Below are 16,479 nucleotides of genomic sequence, written 5' to 3'. Positions count from 1 at the left end.
CCTGGAGCTATTTGTTACTTTAGGGGAAGGGTGATGAACGATTGCCCCGCAATCGCAAGCAAGGCCGATACCTTCAACTACAAGATCGTGAGGCAGTTCGCGCTCATGACGGTGGTGTGGGGCATAGTCGGCATGGCTGTGGGCGTATTTATCGCCGCGCAGCTGATTTGGCCGCAGTTGAATTTCGACACCGCATGGCTCAGCTACGGCCGCCTGCGCCCGCTGCACACCAACGCGGTGATCTTCGCCTTTGGCGGCAGCGCTCTGTTCACGACGTCGTACTACGTTGTCCAGCGCACCTGTCAGGCGCGCTTGTTCTGCGACAAGCTGGCCGCCTTCACGTTCTGGGGCTGGCAGATCGTCATCGTCGCCGCCGCGATCACCTTGCCCATGGGCTTTACCAGCAGCAAGGAATACGCCGAACTGGAATGGCCCATCGACATCCTGATCACCTTGGTCTGGGTCGCCTACGCCATCGTGTTCTTCGGCACCATCATCAAGCGCCGGTCCAAGCACATCTACGTGGCCAACTGGTTCTTCGGCTCGTACATCCTGACCATCGCCATCCTGCACATCTTCAATAACATCGAAATGCCGGTGTCGATGTGGAAGTCGTACTCGGCGTACGCCGGCGTGCAGGACGCCATGGTGCAGTGGTGGTACGGCCATAACGCGGTGGGCTTTTTCCTGACCACCAGCTTCCTGGGCATGATGTATTACTTCGTGCCCAAGCAGGCCGGCCGCCCCATCTATTCCTACCGCCTGTCCATCGTCCACTTCTGGGCGCTGGCCTTCACGTACATGTGGGCGGGTCCGCACCACTTGCTGTACACGTCGCTGCCTGACTGGACGCAATCGTTGGGCATGACGTTTTCGCTGATCCTGCTGGCGCCGTCCTGGGGCGGGATGATCAACGGCATCATGACGCTGCAAGGCGCCTGGTACAAGCTGCGCACCGACCCGATCCTGAAGTTCATGGTCACCGCGCTGTCGTTCTACGGCATGTCCACGTTCGAAGGGTCGATGATGTCGATCCGCACCGTCAACGCGCTGTCGCACTACACGGACTGGACCATCGGCCACGTGCACTCCGGCGCGCTGGGCTGGGTCGCGATGATTTCCTTCGGCTCGCTCTACTACCTGATCCCGCGCCTGTATGGCCGCGAAAAGATGTACAGCGTGAAGGCCATTGAACTGCACTTCTGGATCGCCACCATCGGCGTGGTGCTGTACATCGCCGCGATGTGGATTGCCGGGGTGCAGCAGGGCCTGATGTGGCGCGACACGGCCTCCGACGGCACGCTGGTCTACAGCTTTGTCGAAGAACTGAAGACCCGGGTTCCGTACTACCTGATCCGCTTGCTGGGTGGCACCTTGTTCCTGTCGGGCGTGTTCGTGATGGCCTGGAACGTGTGGAAGACGGTGCGCGGCGCGCAGCCGGTCAACCCCGCCATTCCGCTTGACGATCCCCATGCCGCTCGCCCGTCGGTCGCCGCACCCGCCGCGCCCGCCGTGCCCGCCACTGTTTGACGAGGACATCATGGCCAACAAAAAAACTGGCTTCTTTTCTCACCAGACGCTTGAGAAGAACATCGGCTGGATGATCATCGCCAGCATCCTGGTGGTGTCCTTCGCGGGCCTGGTGCAGATCATTCCGCTGTTCTTTCAGCACAGCACGACGCAGCCGGTGGCGGGCGTCGAGCCCTACAGTCCGCTGCGGCTGATGGGCCGCGACGTGTACATCCGTGAAGGCTGCGTGGGCTGCCACTCGCAACAGGTGCGCGTGCTGGCCGCCGAGGTGCAGCGCTACGGTTCGTATTCGACGGCCGCCGAATCGGTCTTCGATCATCCGTTCCTGTGGGGTTCCAAGCGCACCGGGCCCGACCTGGCGCGCGTGGGCGAACGCTATTCCGACGACTGGCACCGCATCCACTTGCGCGACCCGCGCAAGGTGGTGCCCGAATCGAACATGCCCGCGTATCCGTGGTTGCAAAAGACGGTGATCACCGGTCAGAACGTGTCCGAACGCATGCTTGCCCTGCGCAAGCTGGGCGTGCCTTACACGGACGAGCAGATCGCCGGCGCGCCCAAGGCCATCGAGGGCAAGACGGAAGAAGACGCGCTGGTCGATTACCTGCAAAGCCTGGGCGTGGGCGTGCGCCGCGCCAAGCAGGCCGAAGAGGCCCGGGCGGCCGAAGCGGCGAAGAAGGCCGCCGCGCAATCGACTGCACAACCCGCTGCACAACCCGCTGCACAAGCCGCCGCGCCGGCGGCTTCGGGAGGCTGATCATGCTGGGCATCCTGAGCGCATTCATTACCGCCATTTCCATGGCGACCTTTTTCGGCATCGTCTGGTGGGCCTGCTCGCGCGGGCGCCAGAGCGCCAATCGCGAATCGGCCATGTTGCCGTTCGCACTGCCCGATGAATTCGGACAGGCACAACAAGATGGAGCGAATCGGTCATGAGCGATTTCGTCAATGGCTTCTGGGGCATTTTCATTTCGGTCGTTGCCGTGGGCGGCGTGGTCTGGTGCGTGTGGCTGCTGTATACGCAGCGCCGCTGGCTGGGCGCCAAGCCGGCCGCCGGGCAGGTGGAAGACACCGGCCACGTCTGGGACGGCGACCTGACCGAACTGAACAATCCTGTTCCCACGTGGTGGACGTGGATGTACCTGCTGGCGTGCCTGTTCGCGCTGGGCTATCTGTTCTTCATGCCGGGCCTGGGTTCGTACAAGGGCCAGCTGGGCTACAGCAGCACCGAGGAAGTGGCGCGGCAGCAGGCCAAGATGGCCGAGGCCGTGCGCCCCATCTACGCGCGTTTTGAAACGATGACCGTGCCGCAGATCGCGCAGGACACGGGCGCCCGTGAAATCGGCCAGCGCCTGTTCCTGAACAACTGCGCGCAGTGCCATGGCTCGGACGCCAAGGGCGGCCCCAGCTTTCCCAACCTGACCGATGGTGACTGGCTGCACGGCGGTTCGCCCGAAACCATCATGAAGACCATCAAGGAAGGGCGCCATGGCGTGATGCCGCCGTGGAAGGCCGCAATCGATGCCAAGACGGCCGGCGACATCGCGCAGTACGTGCGGTCCTTGTCGGGGCTGACGGCGGACCCGGTGCGCGTGTTTCGCGGCAAGCGCGAATTCGGCAACTTCTGCGTCGCCTGTCACGGTGTGGACGGCAAGGGCAACCAGCTGGTGGGCGCGCCCAACCTGACGGACGACGTGTGGCTGTATGGCTCGTCGGAAGCCTCCATCGTCAAGACCATCCTGGACGGTCGCGACAACCGCATGCCGGCGCACGAACACATCCTGAATCCCGAGCAGATCAAGGTGTTGACGGCGTGGGTATGGGGCTTGTCGAACAAGCCGGAAGCGGGCGGGCAGGCGGCGGTCGGCACCGCGGCGGTCGATACCGCGGCGGTCGGTACCGCGGCGGTCGGCGGCACCACGGCGGTCAAGTAACGCGGCCGGCGGCGCATAGGTGAAGGGACGCCCCGGCGGCCCTTCACATCAATGGACTTACAGTACGGAGCAGCATATGGATGAAGGGTCAACCGCAAGCGTCGGCACGCAGCCTGGCGGCGACCCGCCGCCCTGGCGCCCGCACACACGTCCGCCTCGTCCCGGGGCCGAAACCCTGGAGCAGACGCTGGCCGGCGTGCGCAGCAAGATCTATCCGCGATCCGTCAGCGGCAACTTTGCCCGCTGGCGCATCGCGTTTGTCTTCATCACGCAGCTGATCTTCTACGGCTTGCCCTGGCTGCAATGGAACGGCCGCCAAGCTGTGCTGTTCGACCTGGGCGCGCGCAAGTTCTATCTGTTCGGCCTGGTGCTGTGGCCGCAAGACGTGGTGTACCTGGCCGTGCTGCTGGTCATCTCGGCGCTGGCGCTGTTCCTGTTCACCGCCGTCGCCGGCCGACTGTTCTGCGGCTACGCCTGTCCGCAAACCGTCTACACCGAAATTTTCATGTGGATCGAGCGCAAGGTCGAAGGCGACCGCATCGCCCGCATCCGCCTTGACGAAGCGCCCTGGAGCCTGCACAAGGCGCGCGTAAAGATCACCAAGCATGTGCTGTGGATTGCACTGGCCTGGTGGACGGGGTCGACCTTCATCGGCTATTTCGCGCCGATCCGCGAACTGGGCCATGAACTGTTCACGCTGCAACTCGGCCCCTGGCAATGGTTCTGGATGTTGTTCTATGGCTTTGCCACCTGGGGCAACGCCGGCTTCATGCGCGAATCCGTGTGCAAGTACATGTGCCCCTATGCCCGCTTCCAAAGCGTCATGGTGGACCCGGACACCTTTGTGGTTACGTATGACAAGCGCCGGGGCGACCCGCGCGGCGGGCGCTCGCGCAAAGTGGATCACAAGGCGGCCGGCCTGGGCGACTGTGTCGATTGCAGCCTGTGCGTGCAAGTGTGCCCCACCGGCATCGACATCCGCGACGGCCTGCAATACATGTGCATCGGCTGCGGCGCCTGTATCGACGCCTGCGAGCAGGTCATGGACAAGATGCAGTACGAACCCGGCCTGATCCGCTACACGTCCGACCGCGCCATGCAGGATGGCCTGAGCGCCAAAAGCGCGCGCTCGCATCTGCTGCGCCCGCGCGTGCTGATCTACGGCACGCTGATCCTGATACTGGCCGTGGCCTTTGTGGCGTCGCTGGCCATGCGCAACCCCTTGCGGGTCGACGTCATCCGTGACCGGGGCGCCTTGGGCCGCGAAGTGGCCGGCGGGCAGATCGAAAACGTCTACCGCCTGCAAATCATCAACACGTCGGACACCGCCATGCGGTTGCGCCTGTCGGCGGACGGCATGCCGGGCCTGCAAGTGATGGCCGGGCGCCAAGGGTCCGACATGGTTGAGGTTGAGCCGGCCGCCAACAAGCTGGTGCCCATGGTGATCCGCGCGCCTGCCGGCGTGGAGCCGGGCGCCCATCCCATCACGCTGCGCGCGCGCGGCCACGACGGCGAAAACCGGTCCATCCAGACCGACGAAGCCGCCAGTTTCTACGTACCCGATTAAGCCCGCTTCGCCCGCTTCAAGGACTTTCCATGACAACCGCCTCATCCCTGCCCACGCCCAAGCCCTGGTACCGCGAGCCCTGGCCGTGGATCCTGATGGCCGGCCCCTTCGCGGCCATGATCGGATGCTTCATCACGATCTACTTCGCCTACAGCAACTTCACCCACGAGCCGATCCAGGACGGCGTGGTCAAGCGCGGCCTGGTGATCGAACAGGTCGCACCCCGGGCAAGCGAGGGCGCACGCGCCGCGCAAGCCAACCCTTAACCAGGGAGAGCACAGATGGGCCTGCGTTCATTGATGTGGATTTTGTGGCCGTCGTTCTTGGCGGCGGCGATGGGCAGCGCGTTGATCTTCGCGCTGATCGACCCGCTGGATGTGGCCATCTTCGGGCACGTGCCCACCGGGCGCGTGGGCTTTTACACGGTGTCGTTCTTCGTGCTGTGGGTGATGGCGGGGCTGTCCAGCCTGCTGACCGCCTACCTGATGCCCAAGGCGGTTGAAGACGAAGACCTCTGATAGAACGCTGCCCCGCGCCGCGCGCGGGGCAGTGCGACAGGCGCAACCGGACGCTAGACCTTCTTCACGAATTCCGACTTCAGGCTCATCTGGCCAAAGCCGTCGATCTTGCAATCGATGTCGTGGTCGCTGTCGACCAGGCGGATGCCCTTGACCTTCGTGCCCATCTTGACCACGCCGCCCGAGCCCTTGAGCTTCAAGTCCTTGATGACGGTGATGGTGTCGCCGTCGTGCAGCACGTTACCGGCCGAATCGCGGTAGACGCGGGCGTCCTCGGTGGCTGCGGTGTCATCGCCGGCCGCGATGGACCATTCATGCGCGCACTCCGGGCAGACGTAGTTGCCGCCGTCTTCGTAGGTGTATTCGGATTGGCATTTCGGACAGGCGGGCAGGACACTCACGGGGAAAACCTCGGATAAAACGCGCGCGGGGCGCAATCGGCGATTGTACTTCCCCCGATACGCAAAATTCGCCTAACGCGCGCGCATCATCGTTGAATATCGTGCAGCAGGTCCACAAAATGCTGGCCCGCCGCGCTTAATGGGCGGTCGCGCGGGACGATGCTGCCGAACTCGGTCAGCGACTGGCGTATCTGGTAGGGCAGGATGGTCAGCAGCCCGTGCGCCGCATACCGGCTGGCCACCGACTCGGGAATCACCCCCAGCATGTGCGACTTCATCGCCAGGTTGGTGGTGGTCAAAATGGACGCGGACTCGATCAGCCCCGGCGGCGTCGCCACGTTGTGCGACCGGAATTCCTGTTCGATCACATCGCGCATCGGGCTGCCATGCGGCTGCAAGATCCAGGGATACGCCAACATGGCGTCGAACGCCAGGCGCTTTTGCCCGGCCAGCGGATGGTCCACCGCTGCGATCACCGACAGCGCCTCGTCGCCGATGGGCCGGAACACGTAGTTGCGGTCCGACAGGGTCAGCATGCGGCCGATCACCACATCCAGCTTGCCTTCGTTCAGCTGCGCGATCAGCAGGTCGCTGGTGCCCGTGGCAATTTCCACGGCCAGCAGCGGATAGGTCTGCTTCAGGCGCAGCAAGGCGTCGGTCAGGTGGCCGGGCGAGGCCGCCATGATGCTGCCGATGAAGAGTTTGCCCGCGCTGCCCAGCCGCAATTCATCCAGCTCGCGCGCCAGCGACGACATGGTGCCGCGCATGCCGCGAAAGTAGCCCATCACGCATACGCCGGCGGGCGTCAGCGCCAGCCCGCGACCCACCCGTTCAAACAGGGGCTGCCCCAACGCCAATTCCAGTTCGTGCAGCATTTTGCTGGCGGCCGACTGCGTCATGTTCAGCTGCGCCGCCGCCGCGCGCAGCGTGCCGCGTTCGTCGATAGCCAGCAGCAGCACGATTTGCCGCATGCGCAGCCGCGACAGCAGGGCGGGCACATTCAAGTTGCGTTCCATGATTGATCGCCTGTGGTGAACGGTTGGTGCAAAAGTTTCATTTTACGGAAACAGGCGTTGTTTCTAAGATGACTGCACAACAACTAGCCCATGCGGCGAAGAAACATCAAGGAGACAACCATGAAGATCCGCATATTGGCGGCGACGGCCGCATTGGCCGCGGGCACCCTGTGCCTGTCGGCATCCGCGTTCGCCCAGACGCCTCGCGCCGACTGGCCGACCAAGCCGCTGCGCCTGCTGGTGGGGTCCGCACCCGGTGGTGGCACCGACGCCATGGCGCGCGCCGTGGCCGACCGGCTGGGGCCGATGCTGGGCCAGACCGTGGTCGTGGAAAACAAGCCGGGCGCATCCAACACGCTGGCCGCCGACCTGGCCTCCAAGTCCGCCGACAACCACACGATGGTGATGGGCGTGTCCACCGCCCACGCTATCGCCCCGCATCTGCTGAAGCTGGCCTACGACAACGACCGCGACCTGACGCCGGTGGTGTTCGTGGGCGCGGTGCCGAACATCCTGGTGGTCAACAACCAGGTGCCGGCCGACTCGGTGCAGGCGTTGATTGCGCTGCTGAAGCGTCGTCCGGGTGAATTGAACTTTGCCAGCAGTGGTTCGGGCAGCACGCAACACATCGCGGCCGAACTCTTCAAGGACGCCACCGGCGTGCAGATGACGCACATTCCGTATCGCGGCAGCGGCCCGGCCATGGTGGACCTGATGGGCGGGCAGGTGCAGATCGCTTTCGAAACCGCGTCGTCGGTCATCCCGCACATCAAGAGCGGCAAGGTGCGCGCGCTGGCGGTGCTGAGCGCGCGGCGCAACCCGCAGCTGCCCGACGTGCCGACGATGGCGGAAGCCGGCGTGCCCGGCGTCGAAATGAGCGCCTGGTACGGCATCTACATGCCCACCGCCACGCCGGCAGCCATCCAGACACGCATTCACGACGACGTGAACCGCATTCTGGCCATGCCCGAAACGCAGGCGCGGCTGTTGGCCATTGGCGCGGACATCACCCCGATGAGCCAGGCGCAGTTCGCGCAGTTCCATAACGCCGAAAACCAGCGCTACGCCGGCATCATCAAAAAGAACCACATTTCCGTGGAGTGAGGCTTGTATGCACGCGCAGCAAAAGATAGCTATGCAGCAAAAACCGGATATGCCGCAAAAGCCCGTGGTGGCCTTGACGCTGGGCGACCCGGCCGGCATCGGCGCCGAACTGATCGCGCGCTTGCTGGCGCAAGCCGAGGCCTGCGAACGCGCCAATATCGTGCTGGTGGGCGATGCCTGGCTGTGGCGCGAAGGCCAGCGCGTGGCCGGCGTGGACGTGCCCACCGAAGCGGTGACCAGCATGGCGGCAGTGCGGGCCCGCGCCGACACAAGCCGGCCCGCGTGGCTGGCCATGGACACCTTGCGCCCCGACCAGGTGACCGTGGGGCAGGCCGGTGCGGCGGGCGGCGCGTCGGTATTGCGCGTACTGAACGCCTGCATGGACGCGGCGCGCGACGGGCATATCGACGCCATCTGCTTTGCGCCCTTGAACAAGTTCGCCATGAAGCAGGGCGGCTTGAAGCACGACGATGAGCTGCACCACTTTGCGCAGTACCTGGGCGTGACGGGCACCTTCTGTGAATTCAATACGTTGGGCGACTTGTGGACGTCGCGCGTGTCGTCGCACATTCCCTTGAAGGACGCCGCCGCCGCGTTAAGCGTGGACCGCATCAAGGCCGCAACGCGCCTGATCTACCGGTCGTTGCAGGCCAACGGCATCGCCCAGCCGCGTGTGGCGGTCGCGGCGTTCAACCCCCACGGCGGCGACGGCGGCACGTGCGGGCGCGAAGAAGTCGACATCATCGAACCCGCCGTGCGGCAGCTGAACCAGGAAGGCTTGCCCATCGCCGGACCGTTTCCCGCCGACACGATTTTCCTGAAGGCGCAGGCGGGCCAGTTCCAGGCAATTGTCACGATGTACCACGACCAGGGGCAGATCGCGATCAAGCTGCTGGGCTTTTCGCGCGGGGTCACCGTGCAGGGTGGCCTGCCCATCCCTATCACCACGCCGGCGCACGGCACGGCGTATGACATCGCCGGCCAGGGCCGCGCCAACGTGGACGCCACCTGGCAGGCGTTTCTGATTGCGTGCCGTATGGGTGCGTCCACGGGTGCGTCGCACCGAGCTTCCCTTGTTTGAACAGGATCACACCATGAAAATCAAATCCGTCCGCGCCCGCGTTTTCGAATGGACCGGCAAGACCGTGCCGCCGCAAGGCAACTTCTGCTCCAACGCGATGGACCTGGTGCCCTCGCGCGAGGAAACCATGAGCACCTTCCGCTTTCATGGCTGGACGGTGGTGGAAGTTGAAACGGACGACGGCATCGTCGGGCTGGGCAACGTGGCGCTGGCGCCGCGCGTGGCCAAAGCCATCATCGACCAGTACCTGGCGCCGCTGGTGGTGGGCCAGGACCCCTGGGACTATGAATTCCTGTGGCAGCGCATGTACCGCGCCACGCATGCGTGGGGCCGCAAGGGCGTAACCATGGCGGCGATTTCGGGCGTGGACCTGGCCATCTGGGACGTCTTGGGCAAGTCGGTGGGCAAGCCCGTGTTCAAGCTGCTGGGCGGGCGTACCAAGGAGAAGATTCCGGTCTATTACTCAAAGCTGTACCGCACCGACCTGAAAGCCATGCAAGACGAAGCGCAGACTTATCTGGACCAGGGCTTTACCGCGTTCAAGATGCGCTTTGGCTACGGCCCGGCGCACTTGCAAAAGGGCGTGGTTGAAAACCTGAAGTCGGTCCAAGCCATTCGTGAAGTCATCGGCTACGACACCGACCTGATGCTGGAATGCTATATGGGCTGGACGCTGGAATACGCCAAGCGCATCCTGCCCAAGCTTGAAAAATTTGAGCCGCGCTGGCTGGAAGAGCCCGTCATTGCCGACGATATCGACGGCTACGCCGAACTGAACCAGCTGACCTCGATTCCGATCTCGGGCGGCGAACACGAATTTTCGCTGTACGGATTCAAGCAATTGCTGGACCGGAAGGCGGTGTCGGTGGTGCAGTACGACACCAACCGCGTGGGCGGTATCACGGCGGCGCACAAGATCAACGCGCTGTGCGAAGCGTATAGCGTGCCGGTCATTCCGCACGCCGGCCAGATGCACAACTATCACCTGACGATGAGCACGCTGGCCTCGCCCATGAGCGAGTACTTTCCGATGTTCGACGTGGAAGTGGGCAACGAACTGTTCTACTACATCTTCGACGGCGAGCCCGTCGCCAAGGAAGGCTTCATCGACCTGGACGACAACAAGCCGGGACTGGGGCTGACCTTGAAAACCGAATACCTCAACGATTTCAACATCATCGAGTAGGCCGCCATGACTGCCATATCCCAGGCGCCGCGCTATCGCGGCATCTTCCCGGTAGTGCCCACCACGTTCACGGAATCAGGCGAGCTGGACCTGCCCAGCCAGAAGCGCGCGGTGGATTTCATGATCGATTCCGGCGTGGACGGCCTGTGCATCCTGGCCAATTTCTCGGAGCAGTTCGTGTTGTCGGACGATGAACGCGAAGTGCTGACGCGAACCATCCTGGAACACGTGGCCGGCCGCGTGCCGGTGATTGTGACGACCACGCACTTCGGCACGCGCGTGTGCGCGGCGCGCAGCCGCCGCGCGCAAGAGCAGGGCGCGGCCATGTTGATGATCATGCCGCCGTATCACGGCGCGACGATCCGGGTGCCCGAGGCGCAAATCGAAGGGTTTTTCCAGCAGGTGTCGGACGCGGTGGACATACCCATCATGATCCAGGATGCCCCGGTGGCGGGCACGCCGCTGTCCGCCGCGCTGCTGGCCAGGATGGCGCGCGAAATCGAACAGGTGTCGTACTTCAAGATCGAAACGGCGGGCGCGGCCTCGAAGCTGCGCGACCTGATTGCGCTGGGCGGCGCGGCGGTGGAAGGCCCCTGGGATGGCGAAGAAGCCATCACGTTGCTGCCGGACCTGGACGCGGGCGCCACCGGGTCGATGACGGGCGGCGGCTTTGCCGACGGCATCCGCCCCATCATCGAGGCGCACCGCGACGGCCGGCGCGACGAGGCCTACCGGCGGTACGAACGCTGGCTGCCGCTGATCAACTACGAAAACCGCCAGGGCGGCATCCTGACGGCCAAGGCGCTGATGAAGGCGGGCGGCGTGATCGAGTGCGACGCGCCCCGGCATCCATTCCCGCCGATGCGCGACGACGTGCGCCAGGGCCTGCTGGAAACGGCGCGGCGGCTGGAGCCGCTGGTGTTGCGCTGGGGGCGGTAACGGACTTGTCTTCGAAGGGCGGCTGCGTCGCCCGTGCGCGCACCGCGCGGCCCCGGCCCGGCCTCGCCGCCGGGGCCCAAACACAGCGTTCCACCACGTCGACCAAGCGGCGCCAGGGTAACGAGTAAAATTCCCGGCTATCGATCACGTTGGGGGCTCGTGTGCAGCCGGTTATATCAGTTCAAGGTTTATCCAAGCGATACGCCTCGGGATTCCAGGCGCTCAAGGGCGTCAACCTGGAAATCCAGCGCGGCGAGATCTTCGCCTTGCTCGGGCCGAACGGCGCGGGCAAGACGACGCTGATCAGCATCATCTGTGGCATCGTCAACCCGTCCGACGGACGGGTGCTGGCCGATGGCCATGACATCGTGTCGGACTTTCGCGCCGCGCGTTCCAAGATCGGGCTGGTGCCCCAGGAAATTTCCACCGACGCGTTTGAAAGCGTCTGGAACACGGTTACCTTCAGCCGTGGCCTGTTCGGCAAGCCGGCCAACCCGGCCTATATCGAAAAGGTGTTGCGCGACCTGTCGCTGTGGGACAAGAAGGACAGCCGCATCATGGCCTTGTCCGGCGGCATGAAGCGCCGCGTGATGATCGCCAAGGCCTTGTCGCACGAGCCGGCCATCCTGTTCCTGGACGAGCCCACGGCGGGCGTGGACGTCGAGCTGCGCCGGGGCATGTGGGAAATGGTGCGGCGGCTGCGTGAAAGCGGCGTCACCATCATCCTGACCACGCACTACATCGAAGAAGCCCAGGAAATGGCCGACCGCATCGGCGTGATCCGCAAGGGCGAGATTATCCTGGTGGAAGAAAAGAACGCGCTGATGGCCAAGCTGGGCAAGCGCCAACTGACGCTGACGTTGACGGCGCCGCTGCCCGGCATCCCGACGGCGCTGGACGCCTATCAGCTGGACCTGTCCGCCGATGGCTATCAACTGGTCTACACCTACGACAACCAGGGCGGCGGGCAGATTTCGCAATTGCTGCAGGACCTGAGCCGGCTTCAGATTGAATTCACCGACCTGAATTCGTCGGAAAGCTCGCTTGAGGATATCTTTGTCAGCCTGGTACACGGTCAATCATGAACTTCTACGCCATTCGCGCTATCTACCTGTTTGAAATGGCCCGTGCCTGGCGCACGCTGATGCAAAGCGTGCTGTCGCCCGTGATCTCCACGTCGCTGTATTTCGTGGTGTTCGGGTCGGCCATCGGTTCGCACATGGTCGAGATCGACGGGGTCAGCTACGGCGCCTTCATCGTGCCGGGCATGATCATGCTGTCGCTGTTGACGCAAAGCATCGCCAACGCGTCCTTTGGCATCTATATGCCGCGCTTTTCCGGCACCATCTACGAAATCCATTCGGCGCCCATCTCTTACGTGGAAATCGTCATGGGGTATGTGGGGGCGGCCGCCAGCAAGTCCATCATCCTGGGGCTGATCATGCTGGCCACGGCGCGCCTGTTCGTGTCGTTCGACATCGCGCACCCCATCTGGATGCTGGGCTTTCTGGTGTTGACGGCGGTGACGTTCAGCCTGTTCGGCTTCATCATCGGCGTGTGGGCCGATGGGTTCGAGAAGCTGCAAATCATTCCGCTGATGATCGTCACGCCGTTGACGTTCCTGGGCGGCACCTTCTATTCCATCAAGATGCTGCCGCCGTTCTGGCAGACCGCCACGCTGTTCAACCCCGTGGTCTACCTGGTCAGCGGCTTTCGCTGGGCGTTCTACGGCGTGTCGGATGTCAGCGTCGGCGTCAGCGTGGGCATGACGCTGGTGTTCCTGCTGGCCTGTCTGATCGGCGTGCGCTGGATCTTCAAGACGGGTTATCGCCTGAAGACCTAATCAAACGGTCGGGACGGTCCCAACCGTCCCGCCCCATCAGCTCGATCAGCCAGCAACGGCCGGCGCGCGGCGCGCCAGGCCGTCGAAGGCGTCCAGCAACTGCTCGCGCCAGGCATACACCGGGTCGTCGGCCTCCAGCAGTTCCAGCGTGCTGGTGCAGCGCGCCCACATGAACATGCCAAAGACCGCGTAGTCCGCATACCCGTGCTGCTCGCCCGACAGAAAAGCTTGCCGGGCCAAGGTGTGACTCAAGGGCAACAGCGCAGCGCGCAGCGCACCGATCTGCTCGTCGTAACCCGCCGGCAGGTCTTCCAGACGGCCAAAGCGCTTTTCGCGCGAGGCGCGGAAATAGTCCTTGTCTTTCTCGTGGATCAGCCCGTGGATGGCCGGCAACAGCAAGCGCGCCAGCACGGGCACCAAGGTGGTGTCGGCCCAGGCGTTCGCAAACAGGCTGACCGCGCGCCCGCCCGCGCCGTTAAATAGCGAGGGCCGCTCGGGGAACGTGTCTTCCAGATAGCAGGCAATGCGCCACGAATCGCTGACCACGTGTTCGCCGTGCACCAGCACGGGCACCAGCTTCTGGCCGGAAAAATCGATGGCTTCCTTTTCCGTGAAACGCCAGGGCACGGTCTTGGCCGACAGGCCTTTGTGCGCCAGCGCCAGGTGCGTTTTCCAGCAGTGCGGGCTGAAGCGCAGCGACTCGTCCGCGCCAGCCAGGTCATACAGGGTGATGTCCGGGGTCAAGATGCCGTGCTCCTTGCCGAGTGGGTCGAATGCAAACCGGCTGCCAGGATACTGCTTTGCGCCCGTGCGGGAAACGTCAAGGAAAAGCGCCAAAGAAGCGCGCCAATAAAGAGCGCCAAAAAAAAGCGCCACGCGCCCAGGGACGCGTGGCGCAGGCCGGACAATCCCCGGTCCAGCCTTGCCCTGCTTTGGTTGTCCTACTTGGGCGCGCCTTTGCTCATGCTCATCACCCGCTGCTTGAGCTGCGGATTCTGTTGCACGGCTTGGCCGATCCCGTTGAATTCTTCAACCGTCAGACCGTCGGCGCGCACCAGCTGCACCATCTTGGCGTCGGCTTCTTGCACGACCTTCTGCTTGGCGTCATCGGTCTTGGCGGCGTCGACCTTCGGGCGGTATTCGTCAACCACGCCCGAGACCTTTTGCGATGCCGATGCGAAGCGCTGCAATTGCTGGTCGGTGGGTTGCGTGATGGCGGGGGCCATCTGCGGTTGCGCCGGCGGCTGGCTGGCGTTTTGCGCCATGGCCGCTGCACCGGACAGCGCCGTCGACAGGATGGCGGCGGATAGGAATGCGTATTTGGAACGCTGCATGAAACCTCCGTGTTCCGGTAAATGTCCGATCATGATGACGACCACAACCGCCATGGGACAAGTTTCGCGATGTGTTTTCCTGTGTCGGCGGGACACGATGGCGGGCAGCCTGTCAGGAGGGGGGCCGGGGGGCGGTTCGGAAACGTTTTGCGTGGTTTCGTAGTCGCTGCTGGCCGCGATGTTTCCGCAGGTGTGCCGGTTTTCAGCCGAAGGCGGTGCTGGCGTCGCGGCGCGCGGTGCCGTTACATCAGCAGCATGGCCAGCATCACCGACGCCAGCAACGCGATGTAGACGCGCGCATGCAGGCGGTCTGGCAGGCGCGGAATCAGCGGCGCCGCCAGACGGATGCCCAGCAGCGCGCCCAGCGCCAGCACGGCGAAGGCCAGCAGGTCGACATAGCCGATGATCCAGGGCGCAAGCGGCGCGGGCAGATCGCGCGCCGCTGCCATGTAGGCCACGGTGCCGACGATGGCGACGGGTATCGTCAAGGGGTTGGCCATGGCCGCCGCCTTGGCCATCGGCAGGCCGCGCCGACGCAGCAAGGGCACCGTCATCACGCTGCCGCCCACGCCCAGGAACGTGGCCACGATGCCGATCACCACGCCGCCGCCCACCACCACGCCTGGGCTCAACGGCACCGCGTCGGCCCCGTCGGCTTGCGCCAGGAACCCCTGGCGCAGCAGGCAGTCCAGAATCGTCACCGCCAGGTAGGCCACGAAGGCCCAGCGCACCAGCGTGCCGCTAGCGTGCGTGGCGGCCAACGCGCCCACCAATGCGCCCACCGCGATGTACCCCGCCAGAGGCCAGATATAGGCCCGCACAAGGTTGCCCGCGCGTTGCTGGCGGCGCGTGGCGGCGATGGCGTTGACGACCATGACGCAGGTTGAGGTGGCCACGGCAATGTGCATGGCCGACGCCCCGACGGCGTCGTCCGCGCCATGCGCGGCGGTCAACACGCCATACAACACCGGCACCACGACAAAGCCGCCGCCAAAGCCGAACAGCACGGTGGTGACGCCGCTGGCGCAGCCAAAGAAAGCCAATATCAGGTAGAGCATCGGACGGGTCCAGGAGGGGAAGTCGTCACGATACGAAAGGCGGGGGTGGCCGGCTTTCGTGCTTTGGACAATAATGTTTGCGTTTCGGCCAAGCCGCGCGCCGGGGTGCACATTTCCCGACCCGCGCTCCAGCCCCGCGTTGAGCCCCGCGCTCCAGCCCCGCACTTCAGCCCCGCACTTCCACCCCCCCGCTCCCGCCATGCGCAATACGCACATCGACCGCTACGATCAGCTGGACCGCGCCGTGGTTGCCATCGGCAATGACTATCCGACCGGCCATGTGCTGCCCGCGCATTCGCACCGGCGCGCGCAACTGCTGTACGGCGCGACCGGCGTGATGCAGGTGTCCACACGCGATGGCAACTGGGTGGTGCCGCCCCAGCGCGCGGTGTGGATTCCGGCAGGGGTGACGCATCAGGTGCGCATGCTGGAGGTCAGCACGCGTAGCGCGTATATCGAGCCAGATGCCGCGCGGGCAGGGCGCCAGGCCTGCGAGGTGATCGAGGTGTCTGCGCTGCTGCGGCAGCTGTTGCTGGAAGCGGTGGACATGCCCGCTGCGTATGCGTCAGACGGGCGCGACGGCGCATTGGCGGCCTTGCTGCTGCATGAAATCGACCGTGCGCCGGTGTTGCCGCTGCACATTCCGCTGCCTCGCGACAAGAAGCTGGCGCCGCTGTGCCGCGCCTTTATCGCCGCGCCGGACGCGCGCACGCCGCCCGACGCATGGGCCGCCCGCCTGCACATGAGCCCGCGCACCTTCAGCCGCTATTTCCGCCGCCAAACGGGCATGACGTTTTCCGAATGGCGCCAACGCGCCTGCGTGGTGCTGGCGCTGGCAAGGCTGGCCGCGGGCGGGGCCGTCACCACCATTGCACTGGACTTCGGCTACCAAAGCCCTGCGGCGTTCTCAACGATGTTCCGACGCGTGCTGGGCCAGTCGCCCACGGACTACTTGCGCGGCGGGTAGC

The 16,479-nt window shown here is 64.5% G+C and carries 19 protein-coding genes; 14 read left to right on the top strand and 5 right to left on the bottom strand.

Annotated features, from left to right (window positions below):
- Positions 1–33: 33 nt before the first annotated feature.
- The 7 genes from ccoN to AC0Z35_RS25605 all read left to right on the top strand — a co-directional run bounded on the left by ccoN (position 34) and on the right by AC0Z35_RS25605 (position 5,549).
- Entirely contained in the window at positions 34–1,530 is a 1,497-nt protein-coding gene (gene ccoN / locus AC0Z35_RS25635) for a cytochrome-c oxidase, cbb3-type subunit I (protein ID WP_046805401.1), read from the top strand.
- Positions 1,531–1,540: 10 nt separating this feature from the next.
- Positions 1,541–2,287, top strand: a complete 747-nt coding sequence (gene ccoO, locus AC0Z35_RS25630; RefSeq protein WP_046805455.1) for a cytochrome-c oxidase, cbb3-type subunit II — start codon at positions 1,541–1,543, stop codon at positions 2,285–2,287.
- Positions 2,288–2,289: 2 nt separating this feature from the next.
- A complete protein-coding gene (locus AC0Z35_RS25625; RefSeq protein ID WP_104144319.1) occupies positions 2,290–2,466 on the top strand; it encodes a cbb3-type cytochrome oxidase subunit 3 in 177 nt (58 codons plus the stop codon).
- Positions 2,463–3,464: a cytochrome-c oxidase, cbb3-type subunit III gene (ccoP, locus tag AC0Z35_RS25620; protein WP_314359741.1), complete on the top strand. Its 1,002-nt coding sequence runs from the start codon at positions 2,463–2,465 to the stop codon at positions 3,462–3,464. Before AC0Z35_RS25625 ends, ccoP begins: the two co-directional genes overlap by 4 nt.
- A 76-nt stretch (positions 3,465–3,540) precedes the next feature.
- Positions 3,541–5,031: a cytochrome c oxidase accessory protein CcoG gene (gene ccoG, locus AC0Z35_RS25615; RefSeq protein WP_046805398.1), complete on the top strand. Its 1,491-nt coding sequence runs from the start codon at positions 3,541–3,543 to the stop codon at positions 5,029–5,031.
- Between the two features lie 29 nt (positions 5,032–5,060).
- Complete coding sequence (locus tag AC0Z35_RS25610; RefSeq protein ID WP_046805397.1) at positions 5,061–5,297, top strand: FixH family protein; 237 nt, start codon at positions 5,061–5,063, stop codon at positions 5,295–5,297.
- 15 nt (positions 5,298–5,312) lie between these two features.
- Complete coding sequence (locus tag AC0Z35_RS25605) at positions 5,313–5,549, top strand: hypothetical protein (RefSeq protein ID WP_104144321.1); 237 nt, start codon at positions 5,313–5,315, stop codon at positions 5,547–5,549.
- Positions 5,550–5,602: 53 nt separating this feature from the next.
- On the opposite strand, the gene AC0Z35_RS25600 is transcribed toward AC0Z35_RS25605, so the two are convergent.
- Together AC0Z35_RS25600 and AC0Z35_RS25595 are read right to left on the bottom strand one after the other, a co-directional pair.
- Positions 5,603–5,950, bottom strand: coding sequence for a zinc ribbon domain-containing protein YjdM (locus AC0Z35_RS25600; protein ID WP_485133237.1), 348 nt, complete (start codon positions 5,948–5,950; stop codon positions 5,603–5,605).
- Between the two features lie 86 nt (positions 5,951–6,036).
- Positions 6,037–6,966 (bottom strand): LysR family transcriptional regulator, encoded by a 930-nt coding sequence (locus AC0Z35_RS25595; RefSeq protein WP_485133238.1) that lies wholly within the window; start codon positions 6,964–6,966, stop codon positions 6,037–6,039.
- 120 nt (positions 6,967–7,086) lie between these two features.
- Between AC0Z35_RS25595 and AC0Z35_RS25590 the strand changes: the two genes are divergently transcribed.
- The 6 genes from AC0Z35_RS25590 to AC0Z35_RS25565 all read left to right on the top strand — a co-directional run bounded on the left by AC0Z35_RS25590 (position 7,087) and on the right by AC0Z35_RS25565 (position 13,119).
- The gene (locus tag AC0Z35_RS25590) at positions 7,087–8,070 is read left to right on the top strand and encodes a Bug family tripartite tricarboxylate transporter substrate binding protein (protein ID WP_104144323.1); all 984 of its coding nucleotides are present in this window, start codon (positions 7,087–7,089) and stop codon (positions 8,068–8,070) included.
- A gap of 31 nt (positions 8,071–8,101) precedes the next feature.
- Positions 8,102–9,151, top strand: coding sequence for a 4-hydroxythreonine-4-phosphate dehydrogenase PdxA (locus AC0Z35_RS25585; RefSeq protein ID WP_046805393.1), 1,050 nt, complete (start codon positions 8,102–8,104; stop codon positions 9,149–9,151).
- A gap of 13 nt (positions 9,152–9,164) precedes the next feature.
- The gene (locus AC0Z35_RS25580; protein ID WP_485133239.1) at positions 9,165–10,337 is read left to right on the top strand and encodes an L-rhamnonate dehydratase; all 1,173 of its coding nucleotides are present in this window, start codon (positions 9,165–9,167) and stop codon (positions 10,335–10,337) included.
- A gap of 6 nt (positions 10,338–10,343) precedes the next feature.
- Complete coding sequence (locus AC0Z35_RS25575) at positions 10,344–11,276, top strand: dihydrodipicolinate synthase family protein (RefSeq protein ID WP_485133240.1); 933 nt, start codon at positions 10,344–10,346, stop codon at positions 11,274–11,276.
- Between the two features lie 161 nt (positions 11,277–11,437).
- Complete coding sequence (locus AC0Z35_RS25570; protein ID WP_046805390.1) at positions 11,438–12,361, top strand: ABC transporter ATP-binding protein; 924 nt, start codon at positions 11,438–11,440, stop codon at positions 12,359–12,361.
- On the top strand, positions 12,358–13,119 hold the full coding sequence (locus AC0Z35_RS25565) for an ABC transporter permease (RefSeq protein WP_046805389.1): 762 nt from the start codon (positions 12,358–12,360) through the stop codon (positions 13,117–13,119). Before AC0Z35_RS25570 ends, AC0Z35_RS25565 begins: the two co-directional genes overlap by 4 nt.
- 45 nt (positions 13,120–13,164) lie before the next feature.
- Here AC0Z35_RS25565 and AC0Z35_RS25560 read toward each other — a convergent pair whose 3' ends face one another.
- The 3 genes from AC0Z35_RS25560 to AC0Z35_RS25550 all read right to left on the bottom strand — a co-directional run bounded on the left by AC0Z35_RS25560 (position 13,165) and on the right by AC0Z35_RS25550 (position 15,511).
- Entirely contained in the window at positions 13,165–13,863 is a 699-nt protein-coding gene (locus tag AC0Z35_RS25560; protein ID WP_485133241.1) for a glutathione S-transferase family protein, read from the bottom strand.
- 197 nt (positions 13,864–14,060) lie between these two features.
- Entirely contained in the window at positions 14,061–14,453 is a 393-nt protein-coding gene (locus tag AC0Z35_RS25555; RefSeq protein WP_046805387.1) for a DUF4168 domain-containing protein, read from the bottom strand.
- A gap of 242 nt (positions 14,454–14,695) precedes the next feature.
- A complete protein-coding gene (locus tag AC0Z35_RS25550; RefSeq protein ID WP_485133242.1) occupies positions 14,696–15,511 on the bottom strand; it encodes a sulfite exporter TauE/SafE family protein in 816 nt (271 codons plus the stop codon).
- 199 nt (positions 15,512–15,710) lie between these two features.
- Here AC0Z35_RS25550 and AC0Z35_RS25545 point away from each other — a divergent pair, with 199 nt between their 5' ends.
- Positions 15,711–16,478, top strand: coding sequence for an AraC family transcriptional regulator (locus tag AC0Z35_RS25545; RefSeq protein WP_485133243.1), 768 nt, complete (start codon positions 15,711–15,713; stop codon positions 16,476–16,478).
- The last annotated feature ends 1 nt before the right edge of the window (position 16,479 follow it).

It is taken from the genome of Achromobacter sp. 1L-A-4-B-C2 (assembly GCF_057291955.1).
The sequence above is the reverse complement of the archived record's forward strand: the minus strand, read 5'-3'. Positions and strand labels throughout refer to the sequence as shown.